The organism is Psychrobacter sp. ER1 (assembly GCF_048631835.1).
In the GTDB taxonomy this organism is placed as follows: Bacteria; Pseudomonadota; Gammaproteobacteria; order Pseudomonadales; family Moraxellaceae; genus Psychrobacter.
The window spans coordinates 3,191,938-3,217,920 of record NZ_CP184640.1 but is presented as its reverse complement, the minus strand read 5'-3'; the positions used below and the strand labels follow the sequence as shown (position 1 = coordinate 3,217,920).

Annotated in this window: 19 protein-coding genes and 5 pseudogenes; 6 read left to right on the top strand and 18 right to left on the bottom strand. The window is 43.3% G+C overall.

Annotated elements, in window-relative coordinates:
- Positions 1-38: 38 nt before the first annotated feature.
- Positions 39-1,370, bottom strand: coding sequence for a valine--pyruvate transaminase (locus ACOBWA_RS14940; RefSeq protein WP_420229796.1), 1,332 nt, complete (start codon positions 1,368-1,370; stop codon positions 39-41).
- 459 nt (positions 1,371-1,829) lie between these two features.
- Between ACOBWA_RS14940 and ACOBWA_RS14935 the strand changes: the two genes are divergently transcribed.
- A complete protein-coding gene (locus tag ACOBWA_RS14935) occupies positions 1,830-2,753 on the top strand; it encodes a reverse transcriptase domain-containing protein (protein WP_420229795.1) in 924 nt (307 codons plus the stop codon).
- Here ACOBWA_RS14935 and ACOBWA_RS14930 read toward each other — a convergent pair.
- Entirely contained in the window at positions 2,717-3,499 is a 783-nt protein-coding gene (locus ACOBWA_RS14930) for an IS630 family transposase (RefSeq protein ID WP_420229794.1), read from the bottom strand. The genes ACOBWA_RS14935 and ACOBWA_RS14930 overlap by 37 nt on opposite strands.
- Before the next feature lie 151 nt (positions 3,500-3,650).
- On the opposite strand from ACOBWA_RS14930, the gene ACOBWA_RS14925 reads away from it, so the two are divergent.
- Together ACOBWA_RS14925 and ACOBWA_RS14920 are read left to right on the top strand one after the other, a co-directional pair.
- Positions 3,651-4,169, top strand: a complete 519-nt coding sequence (locus ACOBWA_RS14925; RefSeq protein WP_420229793.1) for a hypothetical protein — start codon at positions 3,651-3,653, stop codon at positions 4,167-4,169.
- Between the two features lie 20 nt (positions 4,170-4,189).
- Positions 4,190-4,552 carry a hypothetical protein gene (locus tag ACOBWA_RS14920; RefSeq protein WP_420229792.1) on the top strand — a complete coding sequence of 121 codons (363 nt, stop codon included), beginning with the start codon at positions 4,190-4,192 and terminating at the stop codon, positions 4,550-4,552.
- On the opposite strand, the gene ACOBWA_RS14915 is transcribed toward ACOBWA_RS14920, so the two are convergent.
- The 15 genes and pseudogenes from ACOBWA_RS14915 to ACOBWA_RS14845 form a co-directional block, all read right to left on the bottom strand.
- Positions 4,536-4,925 carry an FtsX-like permease family protein gene (locus tag ACOBWA_RS14915; RefSeq protein WP_420229791.1) on the bottom strand — a complete coding sequence of 130 codons (390 nt, stop codon included), beginning with the start codon at positions 4,923-4,925 and terminating at the stop codon, positions 4,536-4,538. The two genes, ACOBWA_RS14920 and ACOBWA_RS14915, sit on opposite strands and share 17 nt — an antisense overlap.
- Entirely contained in the window at positions 4,922-6,769 is a 1,848-nt protein-coding gene (locus ACOBWA_RS14910) for an ABC transporter permease (protein ID WP_420229790.1), read from the bottom strand. The genes ACOBWA_RS14915 and ACOBWA_RS14910 overlap by 4 nt, the downstream gene beginning before the upstream one ends.
- Positions 6,660-7,163 carry a hypothetical protein gene (locus ACOBWA_RS14905; RefSeq protein WP_420229789.1) on the bottom strand — a complete coding sequence of 168 codons (504 nt, stop codon included), beginning with the start codon at positions 7,161-7,163 and terminating at the stop codon, positions 6,660-6,662. The genes ACOBWA_RS14910 and ACOBWA_RS14905 overlap by 110 nt, the downstream gene beginning before the upstream one ends.
- A 19-nt stretch (positions 7,164-7,182) precedes the next feature.
- A complete protein-coding gene (locus tag ACOBWA_RS14900) occupies positions 7,183-7,902 on the bottom strand; it encodes an ABC transporter ATP-binding protein (protein WP_420229788.1) in 720 nt (239 codons plus the stop codon).
- A gap of 25 nt (positions 7,903-7,927) precedes the next feature.
- On the bottom strand, positions 7,928-8,782 hold the full coding sequence (locus ACOBWA_RS14895) for an arylesterase (RefSeq protein WP_420229787.1): 855 nt from the start codon (positions 8,780-8,782) through the stop codon (positions 7,928-7,930).
- A 369-nt stretch (positions 8,783-9,151) separates the two neighbouring features.
- On the bottom strand, positions 9,152-10,309 hold the full coding sequence (locus ACOBWA_RS14890; protein ID WP_420229786.1) for a CynX/NimT family MFS transporter: 1,158 nt from the start codon (positions 10,307-10,309) through the stop codon (positions 9,152-9,154).
- Between the two features lie 395 nt (positions 10,310-10,704).
- Positions 10,705-10,949: pseudogene (gene nqrM / locus ACOBWA_RS14885) on the bottom strand ((Na+)-NQR maturation NqrM).
- A 200-nt stretch (positions 10,950-11,149) separates the two neighbouring features.
- Positions 11,150-12,304, bottom strand: coding sequence for an FAD:protein FMN transferase (locus ACOBWA_RS14880; protein ID WP_420229785.1), 1,155 nt, complete (start codon positions 12,302-12,304; stop codon positions 11,150-11,152).
- 123 nt (positions 12,305-12,427) lie between these two features.
- Positions 12,428-13,228 (bottom strand): SDR family oxidoreductase, encoded by an 801-nt coding sequence (locus ACOBWA_RS14875; protein ID WP_420229784.1) that lies wholly within the window; start codon positions 13,226-13,228, stop codon positions 12,428-12,430.
- A gap of 173 nt (positions 13,229-13,401) precedes the next feature.
- The gene (gene nqrF / locus ACOBWA_RS14870) at positions 13,402-14,637 is read right to left on the bottom strand and encodes an NADH:ubiquinone reductase (Na(+)-transporting) subunit F (RefSeq protein ID WP_201580160.1); all 1,236 of its coding nucleotides are present in this window, start codon (positions 14,635-14,637) and stop codon (positions 13,402-13,404) included.
- 120 nt (positions 14,638-14,757) lie between these two features.
- A pseudogene (gene nqrE, locus ACOBWA_RS14865) lies at positions 14,758-15,365 on the bottom strand (NADH:ubiquinone reductase (Na(+)-transporting) subunit E).
- Positions 15,365-16,036 carry an NADH:ubiquinone reductase (Na(+)-transporting) subunit D gene (locus ACOBWA_RS14860; protein WP_101204727.1) on the bottom strand — a complete coding sequence of 224 codons (672 nt, stop codon included), beginning with the start codon at positions 16,034-16,036 and terminating at the stop codon, positions 15,365-15,367. Before ACOBWA_RS14860 ends, nqrE begins: the two are co-directional and overlap by 1 nt.
- A 1-nt stretch (position 16,037) precedes the next feature.
- Positions 16,038-16,939, bottom strand: a pseudogene (locus tag ACOBWA_RS14855) (Na(+)-translocating NADH-quinone reductase subunit C).
- Complete coding sequence (locus ACOBWA_RS14850; RefSeq protein WP_057762164.1) at positions 16,920-18,155, bottom strand: NADH:ubiquinone reductase (Na(+)-transporting) subunit B; 1,236 nt, start codon at positions 18,153-18,155, stop codon at positions 16,920-16,922. Before ACOBWA_RS14850 ends, ACOBWA_RS14855 begins: the two are co-directional and overlap by 20 nt.
- Positions 18,156-18,160: 5 nt before the next feature.
- A pseudogene (locus ACOBWA_RS14845) lies at positions 18,161-19,491 on the bottom strand (Na(+)-translocating NADH-quinone reductase subunit A).
- A 1,116-nt stretch (positions 19,492-20,607) separates the two neighbouring features.
- Here ACOBWA_RS14845 and hisA point away from each other — a divergent pair.
- The 3 genes and pseudogenes from hisA to ACOBWA_RS14830 all read left to right on the top strand — a co-directional run bounded on the left by hisA (position 20,608) and on the right by ACOBWA_RS14830 (position 23,469).
- Positions 20,608-21,345: a 1-(5-phosphoribosyl)-5-[(5-phosphoribosylamino)methylideneamino]imidazole-4-carboxamide isomerase gene (gene hisA, locus ACOBWA_RS14840; protein ID WP_420229783.1), complete on the top strand. Its 738-nt coding sequence runs from the start codon at positions 20,608-20,610 to the stop codon at positions 21,343-21,345.
- 89 nt (positions 21,346-21,434) lie between these two features.
- Positions 21,435-23,107 (top strand): annotated as a pseudogene (locus ACOBWA_RS14835) (mechanosensitive ion channel domain-containing protein).
- Positions 23,108-23,187: 80 nt separating this feature from the next.
- Entirely contained in the window at positions 23,188-23,469 is a 282-nt protein-coding gene (locus ACOBWA_RS14830) for a hypothetical protein (protein ID WP_420229782.1), read from the top strand.
- Positions 23,470-23,561: 92 nt separating this feature from the next.
- Here ACOBWA_RS14830 and rnr read toward each other — a convergent pair whose 3' ends face one another.
- On the bottom strand, positions 23,562-25,862 hold the full coding sequence (gene rnr / locus ACOBWA_RS14825; protein WP_420229781.1) for a ribonuclease R: 2,301 nt from the start codon (positions 25,860-25,862) through the stop codon (positions 23,562-23,564).
- Between the last annotated feature and the right edge of the window lie 121 nt (positions 25,863-25,983).

Here is a 25,983-nt window from a genome sequence, read left to right as displayed (position 1 = left end):
CATAGAGGCCTCACGCAAAGTCATATTATAGTGCCAACCTATCTCTCATCATAAAGCTCACGTACCACTTCACCAATGGCTTTGATACCATCAGTCAGTGTCTGCTCATCAGCGGCGATACTCATGCGGATACACTCGTGCGCATGCTGATAATCGCTAACATCGACGCCAGGGAAGAAGTACTCACTTGGTACAATAAGCGTGCCTTTTTCTTTTAGGCGCTCGTATAGATCCAGCGTGCTAATCGGCAAGTCTTTGAACCATAACCATAAGAATATCGCGCCCTCAGGCTTATGAATGACCAACGGATAATTGCCCAAGGCTTCTTTTAATAGCTTCACAGCAAGGGTGGCCTGCTTTTGATAAAACGGCTTGATGTCGTTATCAGATAATTGCTTGATACGATCGTTTTCTACCAATGGCGTAGCAATCGCTGCACCAAAGCGTGTCGGTGCTAGATTGACCACGGCATTCATTGCGCTAACCGCTTCGATTACTTTTGCATCGGCCACGATAATACCAGTACGCATACCGGGCAAACCAATTTTCGATAGACTAAAGCAGAGAATCGTATTGTTATCCCAATTCAGATGCGCGTCAGAGTAGATGATATTGGGGAAGGGCATGCCGTAGGCGTTATCGATGATAAGGGGAATGTCATAGCGTTTGGCAATCTCAGCCAAATGCGCCATTTCGTCATCAGTCAACACGTTGCCAGTCGGGCTGGTCGGGCGTGAGCAGCAAATCGCCCTGATACGACCTTCTTTTAGGGCTGGCAAGTTCTCTAATGCGTCAAAATCCACACGATATTTAAAGAAACCTTCCTCGCCATCATGCGTCACTTCATCGATATGCGGTAATACCGCGGTGAAATGCTGACCTTCCACATGCACATCGCTATAGCCAATATACTCAGGGGTCAATGGCAGTAGAATGGACTTGTCGATAGATTGGTTCTTTTCATCTTGACTGTTTTCATCAACGAAAGCACCACCAAACAGATTAAATAGATAGAAAAACGCATTCTGTGAGCCATTGGTCAGAGCGATGTTTTCTGAGGTGAGGTTCCAATCATAATGACGGTTAAAGAAGCCAACTAAGGCGTCGATAAAAGCGGCATCCCCTTGCGGATTAGAGTAGTTCGCCATGCTGATAATCGCGCTACTATTGGGCACGCCTGCATCATTATCAACACCCAGCGCCTTATAGGTCTCCAAGAACAACTCATTAACGGCATCAATTTTGGCAGGGTTACCACCGCCCAGCATGTTGACTGGCTGATCGCTTTTTAGCGCATCGCCCAGATCATCCATCAATTGTGAGATGCCAGTGGGCTGGGTAAATTTTTGACCGAACTTTGAGAATTTCATAAGGCTACCATGCTGTTTGGGAAAGTGTTATAAGTTGGTATTTAACCGATAAAGTTGGGCTAGTATAGCAAATGAGGGCTATAAAATAAGCAAAGTGCGTGGCTGATGTTGGTTTAAATGTCTATACAGCTTATGAACCAAAAAAAGCCCTCTAGATGAATAGAGGGCGTTTTGGTTTGACGTAGGATGGTTCAAATTTGTCAAGTTCTCATAGAGCATAAAGTCAATACGTAACTCATGTTGTCTTTTTAACTATAATCTTGAATAAACAACAAGTTTGATATAACCTGACTATTCCCTTCTGGGAAGATCCTTGGGATGCGTATCGCAACCTGTTCTGACAATGTAAGAACTTCTGTCTGAGTCCTATAAGGCTTTGGAGGGTTCGACTGGTATTAATGTTATTTGTACTGTGACCACATGAGTTCCCAGAAGGAACCAAACAAGATGATGTAAAACATGAGCAGTTTAATAGCACTAAAGAAATGTAATGATAGAAAAGATTTAGCTACTATTTTAGGCTATTCCCTTAAGCAATTTACAGCAATAATCTATGCCCAAAGCCCACAAAATAAATATCATAGCTTTACTATCCCGAAGAAGACAGGAGGAAGCAGAGATATATTAGCTCCTAAAACTGATTTAAAGCGGTTACAACAAAAACTTGCAACGCTCTTAAGTAATTGTTACGAAGAAATAGAGTGCAACAGAATATCAAAGTTAACGAAACCTGTCTCAATTTTAAGTTTTTCTTCTCATGGCTTTAGACGCACAATAGATAATGAGCATTATTTAAATAAGTTTAGTTTTGATATCTACAGCAATGCAAAAAATCATACAAATAAGAAGTACGTATTTAATTTAGATATTAAAGATTTTTTCAAAAGTATAGATTTTCCCCGTATTGTAGGTTACTTCGTCAAAAATAATGACTTTCTTTTAGACGTGGACGTTGCAGTTACTATAGCTCAAATTGCAACTTACAGAGAGTCAGGTAATACGAAAGGATATCTACCACAAGGAAGTCCTTTATCACCTATTATTAGTAATCTAATAAGCAGTATCCTTGATATTAGGATTCTACGTTTAGCTAAAAAGTATCAGCTTGATTATACGAGATATGCGGATGACATTACACTTTCTACGAATCTCAAAGACTTCCCATATCAAATTGCTGTACATCGACAAGATCGTTGGATTGTAGGTCTTCAATTAGAAAAAATTATTAAATCCTCAGGATTTGAAGTAAATAAGTCTAAAACACGTCTTTATACTAATAATGAAAGACAAGAAGTAACTTCTTTATCCGTAAACAAAAAAGTAAATATAAGAAAAGAATACTATAGTCAATCCAAAATAAAAGAAGTACAACCCATATTATGAAATAGTTTAGGTAGATTATTCTCCATCCAACCTTGTCGTAGAAACTTAGCTTGTGCCCATTTCTTTTCAATAGGATTTAAGTCAGGACTATAGGATGGTAGAAATAAAAGCCTGTGACCATGCCTATTCAGAAGACTTTTCACTCGTTTATGAAAGCTGGCATTATCCATGACGATTACGCATTTAGTTTTAAGGCTTGGAATGAGCGTATATTTGCACCAGTCATAGAATATATCGCCATTGATGTTTTTCTCAAAGTAATCAAGCGCAAAAAGCATCTTTTCATACAGAGCACCGATGACATTGGTACGTTTTTTAGCTTGCCAATTATAGCTATCAATACAAGGTTTACCTATCGGTGCGTAGCCATAAGGACGAATAGTTTCAGCCTCAAAGCCACTCTCATCCATATAGACAACGGGATAGCCTTGCTGCTTAAAATGATCAAGCTTATTCTTATATACCGCTCTTTTTATTGAACACGCTTTTGGATGTGCTAAGGTCTTTTTTTGGCTGATATTTAATCTTTTTAAGGCATAGCCAATACCTGATTTACTACAGTTTAAACGACGAGCTCGCTCATATAGATAGTCATCTGGGTATTGATTAACGTCTTGTAGAAGAGCTTCATTGGGTATACTGCTTGGCGTTTTGACTCTGGTCGTTTGGATGCTTGGGTCTATAAGCCAGCGCTGTAGTGTACTCTTGCTGATATTATAAAAAATACAGGCCTGACGGATGCTCATGTCTTTTGCTCAATGTTTTTGATAACTTGTGCTCGAAAATCTGCTGAGTAGGTCATCTTTTATATTTCTCTTTGCTTGGTTTAAAAGCATTGTACCTTTTCTATTTTGGACTGACTATAGATATACTAGGTCTATGGTAAATCAATATTGTATGACAGGTATGTATTTCAAATCTTCTGAGCATAGGAGAGTTAACATAGCGAATGATAACTCATTGAATGGAATACTTAGTTTTATTTATTATATTAAACGTGATAGAAACCTGGTGGTAGATGACGGCCATATTAAATATTGCGATATGAAAGGTCTTCAAAAATTATATACGAAATTTTTATTCCATTACAATTTTATTTATCCATACAGAACAATAGTGATAGGTGAAGGTTTTACTGACCCTCGTCATTTGAGAATTGCTTACAAAGTTATCTATAATGCTCATAATACCAGTATAAAGTTTACCTACTTAGGTAATACTAAACGTTTTTCGCATTTCACTGGTATGAAAGGTGGAACAGGTCTGATAAACAAATTTCTAAGTGAATATCAGCTTATAGATAAATCAATAGCTATCAGCAAGTTCCCTTGCATTATTCTTCTAGATGGTGATAAAGCAGGTAACGATGTCATCAAAATGGCTGAGAAATTATTCGATAAAACTATTAAAAAATAAATATTCCGACAGTAGGGATAATGTTGTTTTATCACGTTTACAATAACCTTTATATTCTGCAGCTGGATAAAGATGTTGATGTAGAAAAGCTATATGATTCAAATGTACTTCAAACCAAAGTTGATCAGCGAATATTTAATCCTTCTAATAAAAAAACCGATCAAACAAAATTTTATGGTAAAAAAGAGTTTTTAGAGAGAGTAATAGAGCCTAATAGAAGTAAAGTCGATTTTTCTAATTTTGAAATTGTTTTCAAAACGTTAAATCACATTCAACTATATCATCTTATAGCTTATCGATCTGAAGCAGGATTAGCTGTAAAAACTAACCTTTCATTAATCTCTGCTAAGTCTTCAAATATAACCTCTAAATCATCGCCCTAACCCTAGCCATAATCCCGCGTCCAATCACCAATCTCACATAAATAATGGCAATGGCAAACAGTAATACAACTAATGCCGCACCGCCAATAGCCAAGCTCGTCCACGGCACACTAAATTGTAGATTAAACCATTGCGTGATTGCTGCCCATGCGCCAACGCTGGCGATGACCACCGCAAACGTCGCCGCGCTAAGACCAAGCACACCCAGCTCTAGGATATTGAGCATATACAGATCGCGCTTTTGCATACCGAGCAGTCTAAATGACGCGCTGTCTTTCATACGATCTTGCGAAGTAGACAACAGCGAGCTGATCAGCACCATGACGCCAGTGAGTAGGGCAAGCAAGGTAAACACATAGACCAAGCGGCTCATTTGTACCACCAGCTCTTGAATTTGTTTCGCAATAGCCGTCCCATCAATCGTAGTGACAGCAGGAACTCGCGTACCAGTTTGCCTTGTAGTTCTGGAATGGCGTCTTCTGATACGTGGGCAGTGGCAAACTGAATCTGCGGGGCAGCGGATAGGACAGACGGTTCAAACAAGAAATAAAAATACGGACTTGGGCCACGCTCATAGCGCGTGCGAATACTGGTAATTTGCCCGATGATTTCGATACCTTGAATGTTAAAACGTACCTGATCACCCATACCGACATTGAGCATACTGGCAGCAGTGTCCAAGATAGACAATGGTTTGATTTGCTCATTTGTCGCATCGATAGGGGTGTATAGCGCGTCGTCTGTGAGCGATTCAGTGATGTATTCGGTCTCCATGACCGTATCGGCATAGCTCAAGTTAAAGACACGCGTGGGATCATCAAACCCATCAGCAGGCTCGATATCTTTTGCCGCCACATCATTTGCTGTCTCCACACGCGCACGAATGACGGGATAATAAGTGACAGGCGCTCCAATGATTGCATCAATATCGTCATGTTGATCGCTCTGCACGTCGAGCAAAAACAGATTAGGCGCGTCTTCAGGATAGGCATTGATAAACTGCGCATTGATACTGTGATTGAGCGTGGTAATGAGCGTCAGCACCGCTACCGATAGTGATAAGGTGACAAAGAACAACGCTGATTGGTTGCCTTTACGCGCAAGGTTATGGATGGCGATACGCTGCATCCAACTGACCTTAGTATTGCTTGCTAACTTGTTAAGCAACCAGAGCCACCCACGCGCCAATAACCAAAATATCGCCACAAAGCCAATCAAGCCGCCCAATAACTGTGCGCCTAATGACAGTGAGCCAACTTCATAAGCAAAGAAAGCATACAACCCTGCCAGCACCAAGCCATACCACAGTAGCGGCACGCGTCGATACCAAGGCAAATTTTGTGTCTGCGTGCTCGCTCCTTGATTGAGTAAGGTAGCGGGTTTGGTCGTGTTAAGTGCGCTTAAACCACGCTGTGCAATCAGTAGTGTCAGAGCTAAGGCAATCACAATGGTTTTAATAGCACTGATTGGATTGATGGCTAGACCCACATCGGCAGGCAAGATAGCCACCAGATATGGCTGGCCGATTTTGAGCAAGCCCAGACTAAGGGCAATCGCTGCGATACAAGCGATGACGGTCGTTACGATGAGCAATTGATAGTAGCTACGTTTGAGTGAGCCAAGCGGTTCGCCTAGCGCCAAGCGAATGGCATTATTGGACTGCTGCTTGCTAACAAACGCACTAATGACGCCATACATAGCGACCGCAGATAGTAGCAACACCGCGATGACCAGTAGCTTTAAGAACATCAGCACATTATCAGAGATACGCGAGACAGAAGTGTCTGCGGACTCTGCATCAGAGAGCTCGATATCAGAATAATTGGTCAGGATATCTGTAAGCTGCTCACGCTGCGTGGTTATTAGCTCTGGGTCGCCTGCCATCTCGATACGATAGTTTATGCGGCTACGTTGACCCAATAGGTTGGTTGACGGAAGTGCATCTTGTTTCATTAACACACGCCCACCAAAACCAAAGGTAGTCAGCGGACGGTCAGGCTTTTTGGTCAGTACATCACTGATCGTAAACTGCGCATCGCCAATGGTGATACGGTCGCCGATATCGGCCTGTAGACTACTGAGTACTTCTGGCGCGACGATCACACTGTCAGATGTTAGCTGATTCCACAGTGGCTGTCCTGGAAGCAAGCTCCGCTGTGCCGTATAGGGGATACGAGGGCGAGACGGCTTTAACGCTGGCAAGCAAGGTTTGCTCATCGTTGACCAGCATGGCGCTAAACTGATAGTCATACACGGTCTGTGTATTAGGGAGAGTTTCTACCTGTGACAATACTTCGCTTGGCCAGTCTTGTTTACTGTTTAGGATTAGATCCCCACCAACGAGCGCGCGCTGATTGTCATTGATGTAGCTATCGACAGACTGCTGCACAGAGTCGAGGGTCAGGTAGGTTGCAAGCGACAAGGTCAAAGTCAGTAGAAACAACACAGGATATACCCAGCGCTGCCACCAGCTACGGCTGAGTGCTTGCGAGCCTAGGGTACGGGTAAATAGTTGACTAAGGATGCCGCTGGGATAACTGGACTCTTGATGCATACTGGTATCAGTTTTTTCTGTATCAGTCGATTTGTTGTCTGTGGGCTTACTATTCATTAAGATACAATCCAGTTATTCATGTAGGTACAATGCGGCCGTCATGCATGGTGATGACGCGATCTGCCATCTCGGCAAGTGCAGGGTCATGAGTCACGACCACCAGTGCCGAGCCAACCTGTTGGCGTAAGTCCAATAGTAGCTGCATGACTTGATCGGCATTTTGCTCGTCTAAGTTGCCCGTTGGCTCATCTGCAAACACAATCTTTGGATGCGATACTAGCGCACGTGCCACCGCTGTACGCTGCTGCTCACCACCTGACAACTGATTTGGTAAGCTGTGACGTCTATGACCTAAGTCGACCGCATCTATCAGCTCGTCTACTCGTGTTGGGTTTGGACGTCTGGCAATATCAAGTGGAAAGGCAATATTTTCAGCGACGGTTAGTGTGGGCAGTAGATGAAACGACTGAAAGACAAAGCCCATATCTTGCTGACGAATGACGGCTAGCGCATCTTCGTCAAGATTGCTAAGCATTTGACCTGCCAGCGATACCGTACCGCTATCGGGATAGTCTAGCGCGGCAAGTAGTCCTAACAAAGTAGATTTACCCGAGCCTGATTTACCCATGATGACCACAAACTCGCCAGCATTGACATAAATATCCACGTCTTTAATGATGGACAACTTTTGCTCACCGACTTGCACGGTTTTATTTAATTGTGAGGCGGTCAGTAGGGCTTGTGTCTTAGCGTCTGCTTGTGGCGTTGCTGTGGCAGTCGAAGATGATGATGTCATTACAGTATCTCGTTTAATGGTCTCGTTAAGTAGTCTCGTTTGTCTTATTTTTTATCGTATTGTCTTGAGCAGTCGTAGCTATGCTATCGGTATCGGCTGTTTTTAACTCTTCTAGTTCATTTAATTTAGGCTCTAGAATAGGCAAGATATTGTTATTAACGATAATCTCGTAGCCCTCTTTAGTCGGGTGAATCGCATCCGCTTGGTTGAGCTCTCGGTCACCGCCAACGCCTTCTAAGAAAAACGGAATAAGTGTCAGGTTCATGTCTTTAGCAACACGAGGATAAATGTCTGAGAATGCCGCAACGTATTCACTGCCTAGATTGTCATAGATCGACATACCGCCTAAGATGACGACACTGCCATTGTCCTGTAGGTGCTTAACCGCAGTACGAATATTGGCTTCAATGGTTGCCACATCGATACCACGTATGGCGTCGTTGGCACCGATAGTCAATATGGTGATGTCAGGTTTGGTTTGCGATACCCAGTCCAGTCGATTGACCAATCCCGTACTGGTTTCACCGCTCAAGCCTGAGTTGATAACTTTGGCGTTAGCGTAGCCCATCTCTTGCAGACGATCTTCTAACTGAGCAGGATAGTTGTCATCTTTATCCACTCCCAGACCTTCTGTCAGTGAGTCACCAAGCGCTAAAATAGTAAGTGATGACGAATTGACCTGTTGATCAGTTGATGCTGCGTTTTCAGTTGCTACTGGAGCAGTGCTAGCTTGACTGTTGGTCACTTCAGTATTGGTACTCTGCGTATCAGTAGCAGATGTGGTTTCAGTATCTTTTTGACAGCCACTGATAGCCATTACAGCTGCGAGCATGGCGATAGCAGGCAAGGGCTGAGCAAAACGAGAAGGGAAATTCATCATGGGTGTTATGTCCTATATGCAATCAAACCAAGGTATAGTCAAATCCTATCTAAATCAGATACGGTATCAGTCGGATGAATCGTCAGGCTCGCTCAGTCTACTATTGGTAGTACTGTCACTCACCTTCCTTTTATCCGGATTATATTGAGTATCCAGCTTATATTAAGTATCTAAGTTATATTGAACTGACTATAGCAAAATAAGACAGTGACCTATATTGCCCTAAGGTTAATTTAAAGCCGCTTTATTGCGCGTTAGCAATTATGGCCTTATGAATAACAAAGGCTTATAGCAATCAAATATATTTGCCATCGACCATCACTGGACGACTAACAAGCCAAGCAATCACGACGTTGACAATCATCAGTATCAACATAATAAAAAGCGGCATACTCCAACTGCCCGTTGTTTCATGGAGCCAGCCTGTGCCCAATGGGCCAAAAACGCAATGATATAACCAACTGCTTGAGCCATACCAGACAGCTCACTTGCCTGATTGGTCGTATAGGTGCGCATAGAGAACAGCATCATGCTCAAGGTGAAAATCGCCGAACAGCCCATGCCCATCATACCTGACCATAGCCATGCCAAGTCAGTCGATAGATAACTGACGCCCAATATACCAATGACATTTAGCACAGCGGCGAACACCGCTAGCGCTTGAATAGGGCGGCCACGATTGACCAACCAAGTTAAACTTAAGATAGAAACCGGTGCCATAAACTGAAATACAGAACCCATTTGTCCAGCACTGACGGCAGATAGTCCCTTACTGACCCAAATCGATGGTAAAAAACTGGCAACGGTGTAAAACAATAATGACTGCAATCCCATAAAAATCGCAATTTGCCACGCAAATGTGGTTCGCCACATAGAGATATCAGAAGAACCTAACGCCGCAGGGATAACTGCTTGATGGTTGGATGAACCCAACCGCACACGTAAGAACAACCAAATCACGAAAGCAAAAACACCCAGTATTGTCCAACCGCCTAATGCCCACTGCCAACCTACTTGCGCAGATAACGGTAATACGACGCCTGCAACGATACCTGCTGCTGTGGTCATCGTTAAACTGAACAACCCTGTAATTAGCGGAATATGTTGAGGGGTACGTTGTTTAATGACCGGTGCTGCTAAAGTATTAGCGAAGCCGATGGCGAGGGTAAGTAGCAAAGTACCAATTAAAAACCCACTCCACGTCGGGATAGCAGTACGGATAACCATTCCTACCGTCAATAGCCCAATCATAGCAATCAGTGTGTTTTCTAGTCCGAATCGCTTGCCAATGGTTGGGGAAATCAGCGCACCAACGGCAAAGCTCAGCATAGGTACTGCCCCTAGCCAGCCTATCTGAAACTCAGAGATATCAAGCGCGTCTTTTACCACTGGGGCGATAGAACCTAGTGCGACGATAGGCGCACGCATATTGGTGGCTAGCAGAACCATGGCACACAGCACCAACCAAAAGGTAAAGCGCGAGGATGGCAGGCTAGATGAAGCAGATAGATTGGACGAGGTAGACATAGCAGCACAACGATGACAGCGAAAAAGAACACGTTATTAGACAGCGCCAAGAAATCGCCGCTTATAAAATAACACCAGAGAGCATTTACCCAGACACGTACCTAAACGGTAATCGATATCTTAAATGCGACCGAAAAATATATGTAGCGCGTAAGACATACATTCGCTTAACTGACTTTGCTAAATTGGCAGGCAAGTTAGTCAAAATGTATGTGTGGTTACTTCGAGTTACGGCTTTAGAACAGTGATAATAAGAGATGGCGATAATAAGGAATCTTAAATGAGCAGTCTTATCGCACAATAAAAATAGCGCCAAGTCACTTTTACAGGACTTGACGCTATTATAAGAAAATATGTCAGGTAAACGCTACCAGCGTATGGTAACCAATAGGCTATTAAACCGATTTACCCAATTGAGCAGCTCTTAATGCATTCTCTTGCTGTTCAGCGATTAGTGAATCGCACTTATTGGGATCATTACCACAAAACGAGCAATTTTCATCGCCCATCAATTTGGCAACACCGCCACAAGATCCTCTAAGCGGCTTTTTTTGACCATATAACCGACGCCCATAAAAATAAAGAATAGGACAAATACGGTAAAAGTAATGGCAAGCATAGGAAGCAGTTGGCTAAGCATAGAGGAAACCTCATTTTAAAAAATAGGGCAGTTATTAGTAGTGCTGTCTAAGTTGATGACAGCTAAGCACCGTTAATAACAACTGTATAATAGTATAGCAAATTTTAGTGCGGCTCGTTGTGCGTTAACGTATTCTCTTGTTTCACATCTATCACTCATTAATGGCTTTTAGAGTGTGCTGTCTAGATCTTGAAGAACGTTTATAGCTTTTTATCAGCACGTAACGCTTTCATCGCTGGTGTCTGTACCACCTGCCAGTCGTCAATATCATCGTCAGCAGCTTCGTTAGACATATCGTCAGAACCTTTTGCTTTTACATCATCAGCTAGCACCACAAACATGGCTGCTAGATTTTGCGTTTTAGCGAGATCTAGTGCTTTGTGATAAGGCATCGCGGTAAGGGCGGTTGCCCATGCATCCGCTAACGCCACAGAGTCAGCTGCGACAGTGACTGAAGGTGCGCCGCCTGCAATAGGGTTACCCGTTGTCGGGTCGATAGTATGGCTATAGCGTTTGCCATCGAATATAACAGAGTTGCGATAGTTACCAGAGGTCGCTAGATGCATTTGGCTAGCCGTATTCTTTGGTTGGCGAATAGCAGATATGGTTTGACGTTCACTGACAGTACTGCCTTCAATAGGAGCGTCAATCGCAATTTGCCATGGTTGCTGCTGATTATTGACACCAGAAGTGGCTATTTCACCGCCAATCTCAACCATATAATTACGAATTTGATAATCCTCTCTCAATACGTCAGCGATGACATCGACGCCATAACCTTTGGCAACAGCAGAAAAATCTAAACCAACGCCGTCTTTGGTTTTATAGATGGTGTCATCTTTCTTTATGATACTCTCAAAATCGACCAATGCTTTTGCTTGAGCAATCTCAACGGCAGTCGGTGGACTTTGTAGGCGCTCGACCGTCATGGTACTCCCAAAGCCCCATGTGTTTACGAGTGGCATAACAGTAGGGTCAAAGGCACCGCCAGATTGCTGATAGACAATTTTCGAGACATCTAGCACACGACTAAAATCAGCATCGATAGTGATAGGTTTGTCTTTGCCCAAACGATTGAATGTAGATATCGTTGAGTCATTTTGATAAGTAGACATGCTATCGTTAATTTGTTTTAGACGCTCGTCTACCGCAGCTTGTATGGCAGCTTCGTCCGCATCATCAGGCAACTGATAGCTAATATGATAGCTCGTCCCCATCGTCTCACCGATCAGATAATTATAGTCTGGGGTTTGCTGGCAAGCGCTGAGTCCTAAAGTACTAGCAAGGCTGACGACGCCTACTAAGGTAAGGTGCAGAGGTTTTTTGGAAGATGAGCTGTATATAGTGTTTTTCATAATATTTTCGGTATGGCGTAGAAATGAGTAGGGTGTAAAACAAACCACGCTTATTTTACACCCCTTGAACCCAAAAATACCAATGTAGGCACCATTCAGCGACAATTCGTTCGGTTGAGCGAATTATTTCACTTGTGACTCACGTATGAGCTTATAGAGTTTTGGTGGAGAGACGCGGTTGACCCGTGTGGCCAGTTTTTCTTTACGACCAGCGACGATGATATATTCCTCTCCCTTGGTGAGCGCCTTCACGACTTGTTTAGCAAACTCAGTCGCAGTTAGACCGTTATTGGTTGCCTCATCCATCGTACCCTGTGCGCTACCGTCGCCAGTCAACGCATTGATAGAGATATTAGTCTGGATAAACCCGGGGAATATCGTGGCTACTTCGATACCTTGGTCATATAGCTCAGCTCGCAAACTGTTTGCCCACATATGCAGCGCTGCCTTGGCTGCCCCATAAGCACCGCGATATTGCGTACCCAATAAACCTGCCACACTAGATATCATAACTACTTTGCCGCCGCCTTGTGCAATCATGTCAGGCAACGCAAGTCTGGTAAGACGCGTCTGAGCAAAGTAATCTATTTCCATGATTTGGCGTTCAACTTCTTCAGCCGTGTCCATGATGAGCGAACGCTGACTGATGCCAGCATTATTAATGAGCCAATCGATTTTTCCTACCTGAGCTTTAGCAGTAGCATAAGCTTCTTTGGTTTGATTGGCATCACTGATATCAAACGGAATGACAATATGCCTATTCGCACGCTTGCAGCTTTTCTTGACGGATTCTAGTTTTTGGTTATCACGGCCACTGAGAATAATTCTAGCACCACGCTTGGCAAAGGCAATCGCCAATGCTTGCCCAATACCACTAGAAGCACCCGTTATCCAAATGGTTAGATCTTTGTATTTGGTTTTCATAAGCATCCTTTCTTAATATTTAGAGCGTTCATGATATAGGATAGCAATGCTGATCTACCAGTTAGATTTGTAGTCTCAACAACCACAATGATTGCTAAAATCACACAAAAAAAGAGCCTCAATTGAGACTCTTTTTTATTCTTAGATTTGTGCTGTCAGATTAAGTCTCTAACTTAACCACCGAAATCATCAAGCATGATGTTTTCGTCTTCTACGCCCAAGCTGTGTAGCATATCGATCACAGCAGCGTTCATCATCGGTGGCCCACACATGTAGTATTCACAGTCTTCTGGGTTTGGATGATCTTTCAGATAGTTTTCGAGCAATACGTTATGGATAAAGCCTGTTGGACCTTCCCAGTTATCTTCTGGTAATGGGTCAGACAGCGCAACATGCCACTCAAAGTTATCGAACTCTTCTTCTAGCTGATCGTAGTCTTCAACGTAGAACATCTCACGGATAGAACGAGCACCATACCAGAAGCTAATCTTACGGTCAGTGTTCAGGCGTTTGAGCTGATCAAAGATATGTGAGCGCATTGGGGCCATACCAGCACCACCACCGACAAATATCATTTCAGCTTCGGTCTTCTTGGCAAAGAACTCACCATAAGGACCTGAAACTGTCACTTTGTCACCAGGTACTAAGCTAAATACCCATGAAGACATTTTGCCTGGTGGAATACCGTCAGGACCACGTGGCGGTGGACTTGCGATACGGATGTTAAATTTGATGAGGCCTTTCTCTTCAGGATAGTTAGCCATTGAGTAAGCACGGATAACTGGCTCATCAACTTTTGAGACATAGTTGAAGATACCGAATTTTTCCCAGTCTTCTCTATACTCTTCATCAACCACAAAGTCTTTGTAGTGTACTTCATGCGGTGGCGCTTCCAACTGTACATAACCACCAGCGCGGAAGTTTACTTCTTCGCCTTCTGGAATTTTTAGTACCAGCTCTTTAATGAAAGTGGCAACGTTATCGTTAGAGATAACTTCACATTCCCATTTCTGTACATCAAAGAACTCAGGGTCAATCTCAATTTTCATGTCTTGCTTAACAGCTACCTGACAAGCTAAGCGCATGTGATTGCGGATTTCACCTTGAGTAAAATAGCCTTCTTCGGTGGGCAAAATAGAACCACCACCTTCAATAACGCGGCAACGACACTGCGCACAAGTACCACCACCACCACAAGCTGAAGATAAAAATATACCTTCGCCCGCTAGCGTTTGTAGTAGTTTGCCGCCAGCTGGTGTCACCACATCATTATCGGGATTATCATTAATATGGATAGTAACATCGCCTGAACTGACCAGTCTTGAGCGTGCCGCCAAAATAATAGCGACAAGGCCCATGATGATCAAGGTAAACATAGCAACGCCACCAATCGCCGTAGCGTAATCCATGGTAGGTATCCTTAATCTATGGGGTAGGGGTGTGGGCATAATCTATGCTGTACCCAAACCTCTACCGAATAAATGAATTAAATAAGTCAAATAGCTAATGAAAGCTTTGAGCTTAGCGGTTTAGATGGACATACCACCGAACGACATAAAGCCGAGCGACATAAGACCAACCGTGATAAAAGTAATACCAAGACCACGTAGCGGTGCTGGAATATCTGAGTATTTTAGCTTTTCACGGATACCCGCCAATGCTGTAATAGCAAGTGCCCAACCGAAGCCTGCACCCACACCATAGACAACAGATTCACCAAAGTTATAGTCACGCTCAACCATAAATAATACACCACCTAAGATGGCACAGTTTACGGTGATTAGTGGTAAGAATACCCCAAGCGCGTTATATAGACTCGGTACAAACTTGTCCAAGAACATCTCTAGGATCTGTACGGTGGCTGCAATCAAACCGATATAACTTAGCAATCCTAAGAAGCTCAAGTCGATATCAGGGAAACCTGCCCATGCCAGCGCACCATCTTTTAGGATGAACTGGAATAGTAAATTGTTTAGTGGAACGGTAATTGCCATCACGACAACAACAGCAACACCTAGACCAATCGCTGTAGAGACTTTTTGGATACGGCCAAAAAAGTACACATGCCTAAGAAGTAGGCAAGCGCCATGTTCTCAATAAAGACTGAGGTTATAAATAAACTAACATAATGTCCCATTAGTGACCGCCTCCATGTGCCATGCCTTTAGACTGCGGCTTCATTACAAACTCAGCTTCTTCAACTTGTTCTGGTTTCCAGATACGGACAACAGCGATGAACAAACCAATGATAAAGAACGCTGATGGTGGTAACAGTAATAGACCGTTTGGTATGTACCAACCGCCATCAGTAACTGGCTGTAGAATCGTAATACCGAACCAAGTACCAGCACCCAATAGCTCACGGATAGTTGCAACGAATAGTAATACTGCTGAGTAACCAAGACCGTTACCAATACCGTCTAAAAAGCTTGGGACTGGTGGGTTGCTCATAGCAAATGCTTCAGCACGGCCCATAACGATACAGTTAGTGATGATCAAACCAACGAAAACTGACAAACCTTTACTGACGTCATAAGCCACTGCTTTTAGTACCTGATCAACCAAGATAACCAACGAAGCAATAATCGTCATCTGTACGATGATACGAATGCTTGATGGAATCTGCTTACGGATAATCGAGATAAAGAAGCTTGAAAATGCCGTTACCAAGGTCAATGCCACACACATGACCATAGCGTTAGCCATGCTGGTGGTGACAGCCAATGCCGAACAGATACCAAGGATCTGTAGGGCAATAGGGTTATTATCAAAGATAGGCGTGGTTAAAATGCTTTTAGTGTCAGCCATGTTATGCCTCCTTGCCATTTGCTACTGGTAGCTTGGCTGCCAATTCGGTTTTAGGTTGAGCTGCCGGCTTTGATTGATTTGCTTGCGTGTCTGCACCTTCAACCGTTTGGCCGCTCTTTTCGCGTAGCGTATCTAGATAAGGCTTATAACCTTGCTCACCCAACCAAAACTGAATCATGTTGCTGACGCCGCGGCTAGTCAATGTTGCACCGCTAATGCCATCAACCCAGTTCTCTTTTGGGTTACCAGCTTTGGTTACACCAGTGGCAACGTTACCATTCTCATCATAAGACTCGATACCGCTCCACTTTGCACGCCATTCTGGCTCTTCGATACGAGCGCCAAGACCTGGGGTTTCTTTATGTTCGTAGAAACTGATACCTTTGATGGTATTCATATCACTTTCGAGCGTTAAGAAACCATAGATAGTGCCCCATAGACCGTAGCCCTGAATTGGCAATACAACCGTTTCTGGCTGACCTGCGTCATCATTCTTGACATAGACTTTGGCATATTTTGGCTTACGACCAATACCAGCAGGATCGTTGTCACCCAAGTCTTCACTTAAAGCTTGATTTTTGTCGCTTGACTGGCGTCATAAGCATTACGATCAGGGATGCCAGCAGTTTTTAGCGCATCATCATCGAGATAAGTACCTTCGTTTAAATCAATGATTTTGACTTCAAAATCTTTAAAACGTTCGGCGACATCATCTGCTGTATCAGACTCAGCGTCATACATATCAGCCGCGACTAAGATGTTTTTGTTGCGGTCTAAACGTGCGTTTTCGACTTGCGCAGGCTTTAGACCAACAGCCACTGCTGAAACCAACACTGAACACACCAAGCATAGCGTCAAAGCCACACTGATGGTTTTCGCGTTATTACTTTTGGGCTTGGACATAGCGAACCCTCCGAGCGGTTTGGCGTTTGATATTTGCTTGAGTCACAAAGTAATCAAACAATGGAGCAAATAAGTTGGCGAATAGAATGGCCAGCATGATGCCTTCTGGGAAAGCAGGGTTGATGACGCGAATCAATACGGTCATAAAACCAATCAAGATACCGTAAGCCCAGCGGCCTTTGTTTGTATGCGCAGCTGATACTGGATCGGTTGCCATAAATACAGCACCGAAAGCAAAGCCACCGATAACCAAGTGCCAGTAGAACGGCAAGCTCATCATCATGTTGTCTTCAGAGCCAATCATATTAAAGACAAGAGACGTAGCAATTAAACCGACCACACAACCTGCCATAATGCGCCAAGAAGCGATACGCGTCCATAGCAATACTGCCGCACCCATTAGGATAGCCAGCGTCGATACTTCACCGATACTGCCTTGCATGTTACCTAAGAATGCATCACTCCACGTGATGGCATTACCATAGACGTCGACGAAGTCCTGAGGTACTACACCGAGGGCTGCAAGGCCAAGAGGCGTCGCACCTGAGAAACCATCTACTGCTGTCCATACTGAGTCACCAGACATATAGGCTGGATAAGCAAAGTATAAGAATGCACGACCCGATAGGGCAGGGTTAAGGAAGTTTTTACCAGTACCACCGAACACTTCTTTTGCGACAACCACACCGAAGATAATACCTAGGGCAACTTGCCATAAAGGAATATCAGGTGGTAGACATAATGCAAATAGAACTGAAGTCACAAAGAAACCTTCGTTAACTTCGTGTCCACGGACGACAGCAAATATAATCTCACAGAGAATACCTACCGCAAACGTCACGATGTAAATAGGCAAAAACTGCATCGCACCATAGACGAAGCTTGCCCAGATACTGTCTGGGTTATAGCCTGCCATGCTAGTGATCACAGTACGCCAGCCTTCAGGCTGCAAGCCAAGCTGAGCGATAGCGGTTAGTGCTTGATGACCAATGTTGTACATACCCCAAAACATCGCTGGGAAGGTACATAGCCATACGGTAATCATAATACGTTTTAGATCAATCCCGTCACGTACATGTGATGACGCATAAGTGGTTGAGCTTGGTTGACGTAAGAACGTATCAAACATCTCAAAAATAGCGTAGTACTTTTCGTGTTTGCCGCCTTTGGTGAAAGATGGCTCCATACGATCGAACATATTGTGTAAAAATTTCATCGTGGTTAGCCCTCCAGCTCAATGCGCGTTAAGTTATCACGCAAAATATCACCGAATTCATATTTGCCAGGAGATACAAAGGTGCATAGTGCCAAATCTTCTTCGTCCAGTTCAAGCACACCCAAATCTACGGCACTAATGATGTCTTCGACAATCAATGCACGTAGTAATTGAGTTGGTAGATAATCTTGTGGCATGACTTCTTCATAGACACCGATTGGTACCATCGCTCGTGGTGAGCCGTTACTTGTGGTAGTAAAGTCGTATTTTTACCACCAAAGAACTGCGAAATATAAATAGGCAGTTTTGAGAAGCGGTTTTTACCTGGAGTAAAGAAGTGGAACGCAGGACGCTCACGGCCTTCAGTCAATACGCTGATCTGATTGTGAAAACGACCCAAATAGGCGATGTTTTCAAACACTTTGCGACCAGACAATACTGAACCTGAAATGATACGGTTCTCGCCAGCAGCCAGTTTACCTTTGGTCAATGCAGTGATATCAGCACCACGCTCAGTCATAACCAAATGCGGGTTAGTGACAGCAGGACCTGCTAAGCTCACCATGCGACGTGTATATAGACGACCTGTCGTAAACAATTTACCGATGGCGATCACGTCTTGATAACCAATCGTCCATACGGTCACACCGCGGCTGATAGGATGCAAGAAATGAATGTGCGTACCAGCAAGACCAGCTGGATGCTTACCAGCAAAACCATGATACTCAGTGACGTTATTCGCTGCAGTTTTTGCAACTGGTGTCAGTTGGGTATCGCCGTGATGGCAGACAAAGGTCTTTGGACTGAGCGTAGATAATACAGCAAGTCCATCATTAAACGCTTGTAGCTGCTCATTGATCACAAGCATCGGGTCAAAGGCAAGTGGATTGGTATCCATTGCTGTGACAAAGATAGCATGTGGACGAGCACCGATTTCGGGTGCGCGGCTATAAGGACGCGTACGGAACGCCGTCCATTCGCCAGAGGCAATCAGTTGGGTTTCAACGACTTCAGAGTCTAGGTCAGCAAGCTGCTGTGAGTCATAGCGCTCAAAGTCTACTTCTTCACCATTCGGGTCGACCTCAATCACAAGACTCTCAAACACTCGACGTTCGCCACGTTTAACAGCGACGACCTTACCGGCAGCAGGGGCAGTGTAGATCACGCCAACACGTTTTTTGTCTTCATAAACGGGCTGACCTTTGGCTACAATGTCACCTTCTTTGACATTCATAGTGGGCTTCATACCCACATAATCATAGCCAACAAGTGCTACATGTGTCGGTTGGTGCTCAGATATCTCGCGGGAGGGTTCACCAGTGATGGGCAAATCCAAACCTTTTTGATGGTAATCATAAGCGAAAACTTAGTCCATAGTCTAAAACGATACCAGACGTCCTGTTTGGTATATCGGTAGCATGAACGTTTGTATCACTCAACAAAGCCTTCAATCGTCTATTTCCTTTATAGTGAAATAGGGATGAAAGCTCTGTGAAGACAATACATGATCATAACTACTAGTAAGAGTATTAACGCTGACCTTAGACTCCTTAACAACACGTTAACGTCTTATTCGAATTACCAAAGTGGCGACTGGCTACCAAGGTGTATGCTAAAACCGTTTCATCGAAATCAATCGCTACAGCACATGGCTAAAAGAGACTGGTTTAAATACAAATGGCTTTATCACACGTTTCATTGAAATTTAAAACTTGTAACACCAGTATGTTTGACCCTTTCTCGCTTACGAATATCGTCTAAAGATATTCGATAGAATAAGAGTGTGGCCAAATAACGATCTATTAAGGTAGATGATATACTGGTTAAAAGACAAACTAGCTAAGCAACTGATAAGCAAACTTCACTTATTATAAGCTGCTATAGTTTTAATCGTAACGGTTTTAATATAGTTAGCTAGTGATAGGGACTTGCAAGACATCTAATTAAGGTTAAATACCGCAGAATCGATGGTTTAGAGACTATTGGTTGAGATTTTTTCAGATAGTCCTTTTTAGCAATTTCTTAGCCAATATTTTATTGGCATATTGAGCGATTGCTCGATCCATCCTGATCACCATGCTGTATTAGTGAGTCGTAACAACTCAACAAAAAGCGTAACACATGGTTACTATCACATAGAAACAAATAAAAATTTACCTAGGATTATACGCTAAATTGACCTAAAATTGCCAGTCAGTAATAGAATTTAACGATTGTTGGTAGTGATTCTACGTACTAAAACTTATGGTTATGATTGTCTAGTTTCTGTCTTTCTTATTTGTATTCAAAGATATTGCTAACTTAGCAATATCTTGGTTTTCGATCTGTCCATAATTCATGCTACTTTTAAGCAACGTTTTCTCTCGTTATTTGACGCTTCAATAACGTTTCATTCTCAAAATTTTAATTTATTAAATTTATTGCCAATCTTGTGCTTTATAAGGAATGCTATATGTGTGCTGTGCCTGTCATTATCCCGGCTATTGATTTAAAAGATGGTAAGTGTGTACGTTTAAAACAAGGCCGTATGGAAGATGATACGGTGTTCTCTGATGACCCAGTTGCTATGGCAGCGCGTTGGGTAGATGAAGGCGCTCGTCGATTGCATTTGGTCGATTTGAATGGTGCTTTTGATGGCGTGCCAGTACATAGACAAGTAGTCAATGATATTACCAAAGCATACCCGAACCTGCCTATTCAACTAGGTGGCGGTGTACGCAACATGAACACTATCGAGCAATATATTACCGCAGGTTTGACGTATATCATTATCGGTACAAAAGCCGTTGAAGATCCTAATTTTGTCGCTGAAGCTTGCCGCGAATTTGCAGGACATATCATCGTCGGTATCGATGCCAAAGACGGTATGGTAGCCACTCATGGCTGGGCAAACGTGACAGATACCAAAGCGACCGAGCTTGCTAAGCGCTTTGCAGATGTCGGCGTGTCTTCAATCGTTTATACTGATATTGCCCGCGATGGCATGATGCAAGGCGTTAACGTCGAACAAACTGTTAATTTGGCGCGTGAAGGCGGATTACCTGTGATTGCATCAGGTGGCGTTACCGATATGAAAGATATTGAGCTGCTAAAGCCTTACGATGACTGTATCGAAGGTATCATTACCGGTCGCGCTATCTATGAAGGCACATTGAACTTGAGCGAAGCGCAGCTTTACTTAGATAGCTAAATAAATCAAAAATTAGTCGGTTAAAATCAGACAGCTAATTATCAGCAATCAGCTAAGCGAGAAAAATCCGTAAAAAATAAAGGATGCTTATGGCCACTTACATTGACCGTCCAATAATACGCAGTTCTATAAAAGCGTGGGGTCAAATGGTGTTGCTACTAAGCATCCTTTTTGCGTTCTCAGCGCATGCTGCCAGTGAAGAAATTTCTGGTATCGCAACGGCGTTAGGTATAGAGACAACTGAAGGTGTAGAGACGACAGAGGCAAGCGTATCTAACAATAATTCTGCCACATCAGAAAATGAAGCATCAACAGTTGATACTACAGAACTGGACAGCTCATTGCCAGCACCAGCTACGCCACCAATAATCAGTGGCGAAAGCACTAATAATGCTCAAATCGAGACCACACCCACACCGCAAAAAGACAACGACATTCGTCAACGTATCAGCGGTATTTTCTCTGAAATCGAAGGTTTACAAGCCGTCAATGTTAGTGTCACCCAAGGCGTTGTTACCCTAACTGGGGAAACAGCTAACGAAAAAAAGCACAGCAAGCGATTAACTTAACCAACAGACTAACAGATGTCGTCACTGTAGAAGATAGAATTAACCGTACACTAGATGTCCAAGAGAATGTCTCAACGGTCTATCAAGGTCTAAAAGCGCAGGTGACCAATCTTGTGAAGGCTCTGCCGCTACTATTGGTCGGCATTGTTATATTTGCCTTGGTAGCATGGTTTGGCAGTTGGTTATCTAATCGCAAAAAAATGTGGCAACGTCTAACACCCAATCCATTTGTCGCTGAGCTGCTGTCACAAACGGTCAAAGTCATCTTTATTATCTTTGGTCTGATTCTAGGACTAAGTCTGATAGGGGCAGAGACTATTTTAGGCACATTGCTTGGTGGGGCAGGTGTCATTGGTATTGCGGTTGGTTTCGCAGTCAAAGATACCATTGAGAATTATATCGCTTCATTAATGCTGAGCATTCGCCAACCTTTTCGTGCTCGTGACCATATCGTGATTAATGGGCAAGAGGGCATCGTGGTTCGTTTGACATCGCGTGCGACGATACTGATGACATTAGATGGTAATCAGTTACGCATTCCTAATGCTGAAGTCTTTAAAGGTACCATTCTAAATTACACCAAAAACCCTGAGCGCCGATTTACTTTTGAATTGGGCGTTGATGCCAATGATGATCCATTAGCAGCAATCAAAGTCGGATTGGATGCGATACATACGCTGGCGTTTGTGTTGAATGAACCAAAGGCGATTGCGGTCATTACCAATGTGGGTGATTCTAATATTGTTTTGGAATTTCAGGTTTGGGTAGACCAATCAGAGACTGACTTTGCCAAAGCGCGCAGTATCGCTATTCGTGAAACCAAGCATGCATTAGAAAATGAGGGGTTTAGCTTGCCTGAGCCTATTTATCGTCTGCGCTTCAACAATAAGTTAGAAAAAGCCTTTGAGCACATGCAAAGCAGTGTTAGCAATGCTAATAATATTCAATCCGATATAACGATTACGCCGACGATTCCTAAACCTGCTGAAACAAATCAGGTCAGCGGGAGTCATACGGATGACCAAGATAAAAAACAAGCCAAGGCTCGAGCCAAAACCATTTTACAAGGTCGCAGTGCTAATGAGGTTCTCGACGCCCGTCCTGACGATAAGCTGATGGAAAAAGTCGAGCAAGAGATTGCTCAAAGCTCAGATGAGACGGATTTATTGAATAATAATAGCCCGCAAGAATAGGTACTAGACGTTAAATAAGATTTAGGCATAAAAAGTGCAACAGAATCTATATTTGATGGTTATTCAAATACGGGGCTTTTATGGAAATGAAACACGTTATTATCTTTGCAGTTATTGGTATTGTGGCATTGCTTGGCTTTAACATTATCAATGGTAATAGTCGCGAACAAAACAGAGAGATTGCAACCAGTAGTGTAGCCGCTGAACAGCCTGATTCTACAGTAGCTACCTCTGATACAGATATTACTAGCCAGCCACTTAGCCAACAGCCGAAAGCTATCGTAGATAGTGCTACCAGTAAAATTGACCAAGCGCAGCAAGCCGAACAAGACCGTGTAGACCAATTGGACGATGCGCAATAGGCACAATAAATAGCTATATCATTGATGATTGAAAAGTACACAGCATAAAAAAGGCTAACGATTACGTTAGCCTTTTTTATTGTATTACAACATCAGTATCTAAGTATCAGTCTAAGCTTAGCTTTTTTGGCAGCGCCTCTGCGGTTACTACTTCTTTTCGCTGGAGCTTTCTTAGGCTGCTCTTTCTTCGGTTGAGCTTTTTTGCTTTGGTTCATTGCACTAGATTGCAATTTAGCCTTCAAATCAAAATCAATTTGTAGCAGATCCATATTGACACCCGCAACCTTCACTTTAACCGAATCGCCAAGTCCAAATAGCGTACCTTTATCTTTACCGATAAGCTGCTGCTGCTGCTCATCATAGACGAAGAAGTCATCGCCAACGTTTGAGATATGAACCAAACCATCGATATATAAGTCAGTCAATGTGACGAATAAACCAAAGCTAGTAACCGTAGTCACAACGCCTTCGAACTCTTCACCCACATGATCGGTCATATAATGACACTTAAGCCAAGATTCTACATAACGTGATGCTTTTTCTGCACGGCGTTCTGTATCTGATGTTTGTGTACCAGCACCTTCAAGAGAAAAGTCCATCACAGGTTGTTGGCTGTTGGTGACTTTTGCCTTAATCGCGCGATGCAGCATCAAATCTGGATAACGGCGAATCGGCGAGGTAAAGTGGCTATATTCGTCATATGCCAAGCCAAAGTGACCAATATTGTCAGGTGCGTAGTTTGCTTGCATCATTGAACGCAGCAGCATGCTATGAATACTGATGGCATCTGGCCTATCTTTAGTCGCTTCGATAATGCGCTGATAATCCGCTTGCGTTGGATTCTCTTCTGGGAATGGTAAGCCAAAGTTTTTCGCATACTCATGAATACGCATCGACTTCTCATTATCAGGCTTATCATGGTTACGATACAAAACTGGTAACTCATGTTTAAGCGCGAAGTTTGCAGCACAAGTATTTGCAAGCAACATACATTCTTCGATTAGCTTCTGAGAGTCGCCACGAGTGCGTGGTAAAATCGCTTCGATTCCGCCTTTCTCATTGAACTTGATATACGTTTCAACCGTTTCAAATTCCATTGCATGACGTTCTTCACGCTTTTTAAGTAGTAGCTCATACAGCTGATGTAACGTATCAACAGATTTTTTAACGTCTTTATTACCTGTTAGTGATTTAGGTAATCTCTTATCATTTGGGTTCACAAGATAATCGTTTACTTGATTATAAGTTAGCCGTGCTTGTGAGTGCATCACTGACGGATAGAACTCATATCCAGTCACTTTACCGGCGCGCGATATCTTGATATCAGCAACCATACATAAGCGATCTAGATTAGGGTTCAGTGAACATAGACCGTTAGATAACACTTCAGGCAACATCGGAATCACGCGATGCGGGAAATATACTGAAGTACCACGCTCATAGGCATCTTGGTCAAGTGGTGAATTCGGTGTCACATAATAGCTGACATCCGCAATCGCAACCACAACACGGTAGTTACCACCAGAGCGCTTTTCAGCAAATACAGCATCATCAAAGTCACGAGCATCTTCGCCATCGATAGTGACAAGCGGTAGATGACGTATGTCTGTACGACCTTTTATGTCTTTTTCGGTTGGCTCTTGATAGTCATCAGCTTGCTTAAGCGCAGCTTCACTAAAATCTGATGGAATATCATAGTTGAGCAGGGTAGTCTCAATAATCAATTCACGGTCATTGTCATCAGACAGCACTTCAGTGATTTTACCAGTGGCAAATTCATGCTGGTTTGGCCAGTCAATGATATCGACTTTGACAGGAGCGCCTTGTTTGATATTTAGCGCCTGAACATTGTCATCAGTAACCGTAATCGGTTGATGATTGTTTGGGCTACCAAGCTCAACACAATAGCCGTCTTCATCACGAGCAAGTGTACCGATAAAGTTGTTTTGGCGACGTTCGACAACATCGACGATACGCCCTTCGGTACGTCCACGATTGTCTGTCGAAGTGCCGACGGCTGCTACTGTATCGCCATTGAATACCCAGCGCATTTGTTTTTCATGCAAAAACAAATCTGGCATATCACTTAGCACTACAAAACCAAAACCTTTTGGATGGGCAGAAACTGTACCTGAGACGATATCTTGCTTAGTCACTGTACGATAGCGATAAGGACGACCATCACGATTCACTTGGCCATCACGCGCCATTGCTTTTAGGCGATTGCCCAAAGCATCAAACTGATCAGGATCATCAATGTTAAAGGCTTTTGCCAACTGTTGATGCGTGACTTCCCCATGCTCATTAATCGTGCTGAGTATCAGCTCACGACTAGGAATCGGGTTGTCATATTTTTTTGCCTCACTTGAGGCGTTTGGATCATTCCAACTCATAAATTACCGTATCTATTTTTAAAATTATTAATAGTGGCTATCTTAACACGAACGACGTCGCAATATCTTGCGTCAATTGTCTTATGTGTATTTGGTAGCAGGAAGCGGTCAGTTTTCTAAC

What these genes read in the sequence shown, in the direction of transcription:
- ACOBWA_RS14920 (WP_420229792.1), top strand. Translation starts at nt 4,190, where the DNA reads ATGTTGTTTTATCACGTTTACAATAACCTTTATATTCTGCAGCTGGAT.
- ACOBWA_RS14875 (WP_420229784.1), bottom strand. Translation starts at nt 13,228, where the DNA reads ATGAAAACCAAATACAAAGATCTAACCATTTGGATAACGGGTGCTTCT.
- ACOBWA_RS14900 (WP_420229788.1), bottom strand. Translation starts at nt 7,902, where the DNA reads ATGACATCATCATCTTCGACTGCCACAGCAACGCCACAAGCAGACGCT.
- ACOBWA_RS14830 (WP_420229782.1), top strand. Translation starts at nt 23,188, where the DNA reads ATGGAAATGAAACACGTTATTATCTTTGCAGTTATTGGTATTGTGGCA.
- hisA (WP_420229783.1), top strand. Translation starts at nt 20,608, where the DNA reads ATGTGTGCTGTGCCTGTCATTATCCCGGCTATTGATTTAAAAGATGGT.
- ACOBWA_RS14890 (WP_420229786.1), bottom strand. Translation starts at nt 10,309, where the DNA reads ATGTCTACCTCGTCCAATCTATCTGCTTCATCTAGCCTGCCATCCTCG.
- ACOBWA_RS14910 (WP_420229790.1), bottom strand. Translation starts at nt 6,769, where the DNA reads ATGAGCAAACCTTGCTTGCCAGCGTTAAAGCCGTCTCGCCCTCGTATC.
- ACOBWA_RS14880 (WP_420229785.1), bottom strand. Translation starts at nt 12,304, where the DNA reads ATGAAAAACACTATATACAGCTCATCTTCCAAAAAACCTCTGCACCTT.
- ACOBWA_RS14940 (WP_420229796.1), bottom strand. Translation starts at nt 1,370, where the DNA reads ATGAAATTCTCAAAGTTCGGTCAAAAATTTACCCAGCCCACTGGCATC.
- ACOBWA_RS14850 (WP_057762164.1), bottom strand. Translation starts at nt 18,155, where the DNA reads ATGAAATTTTTACACAATATGTTCGATCGTATGGAGCCATCTTTCACC.
- ACOBWA_RS14930 (WP_420229794.1), bottom strand. Translation starts at nt 3,499, where the DNA reads ATGAGCATCCGTCAGGCCTGTATTTTTTATAATATCAGCAAGAGTACA.
- ACOBWA_RS14935 (WP_420229795.1), top strand. Translation starts at nt 1,830, where the DNA reads ATGAGCAGTTTAATAGCACTAAAGAAATGTAATGATAGAAAAGATTTA.
- ACOBWA_RS14925 (WP_420229793.1), top strand. Translation starts at nt 3,651, where the DNA reads ATGACAGGTATGTATTTCAAATCTTCTGAGCATAGGAGAGTTAACATA.
- ACOBWA_RS14895 (WP_420229787.1), bottom strand. Translation starts at nt 8,782, where the DNA reads ATGATGAATTTCCCTTCTCGTTTTGCTCAGCCCTTGCCTGCTATCGCC.
- ACOBWA_RS14905 (WP_420229789.1), bottom strand. Translation starts at nt 7,163, where the DNA reads ATGAATAGTAAGCCCACAGACAACAAATCGACTGATACAGAAAAAACT.
- ACOBWA_RS14915 (WP_420229791.1), bottom strand. Translation starts at nt 4,925, where the DNA reads ATGAGCCGCTTGGTCTATGTGTTTACCTTGCTTGCCCTACTCACTGGC.
- ACOBWA_RS14860 (WP_101204727.1), bottom strand. Translation starts at nt 16,036, where the DNA reads ATGGCTGACACTAAAAGCATTTTAACCACGCCTATCTTTGATAATAAC.
- nqrF (WP_201580160.1), bottom strand. Translation starts at nt 14,637, where the DNA reads ATGGATTACGCTACGGCGATTGGTGGCGTTGCTATGTTTACCTTGATC.
- rnr (WP_420229781.1), bottom strand. Translation starts at nt 25,862, where the DNA reads ATGAGTTGGAATGATCCAAACGCCTCAAGTGAGGCAAAAAAATATGAC.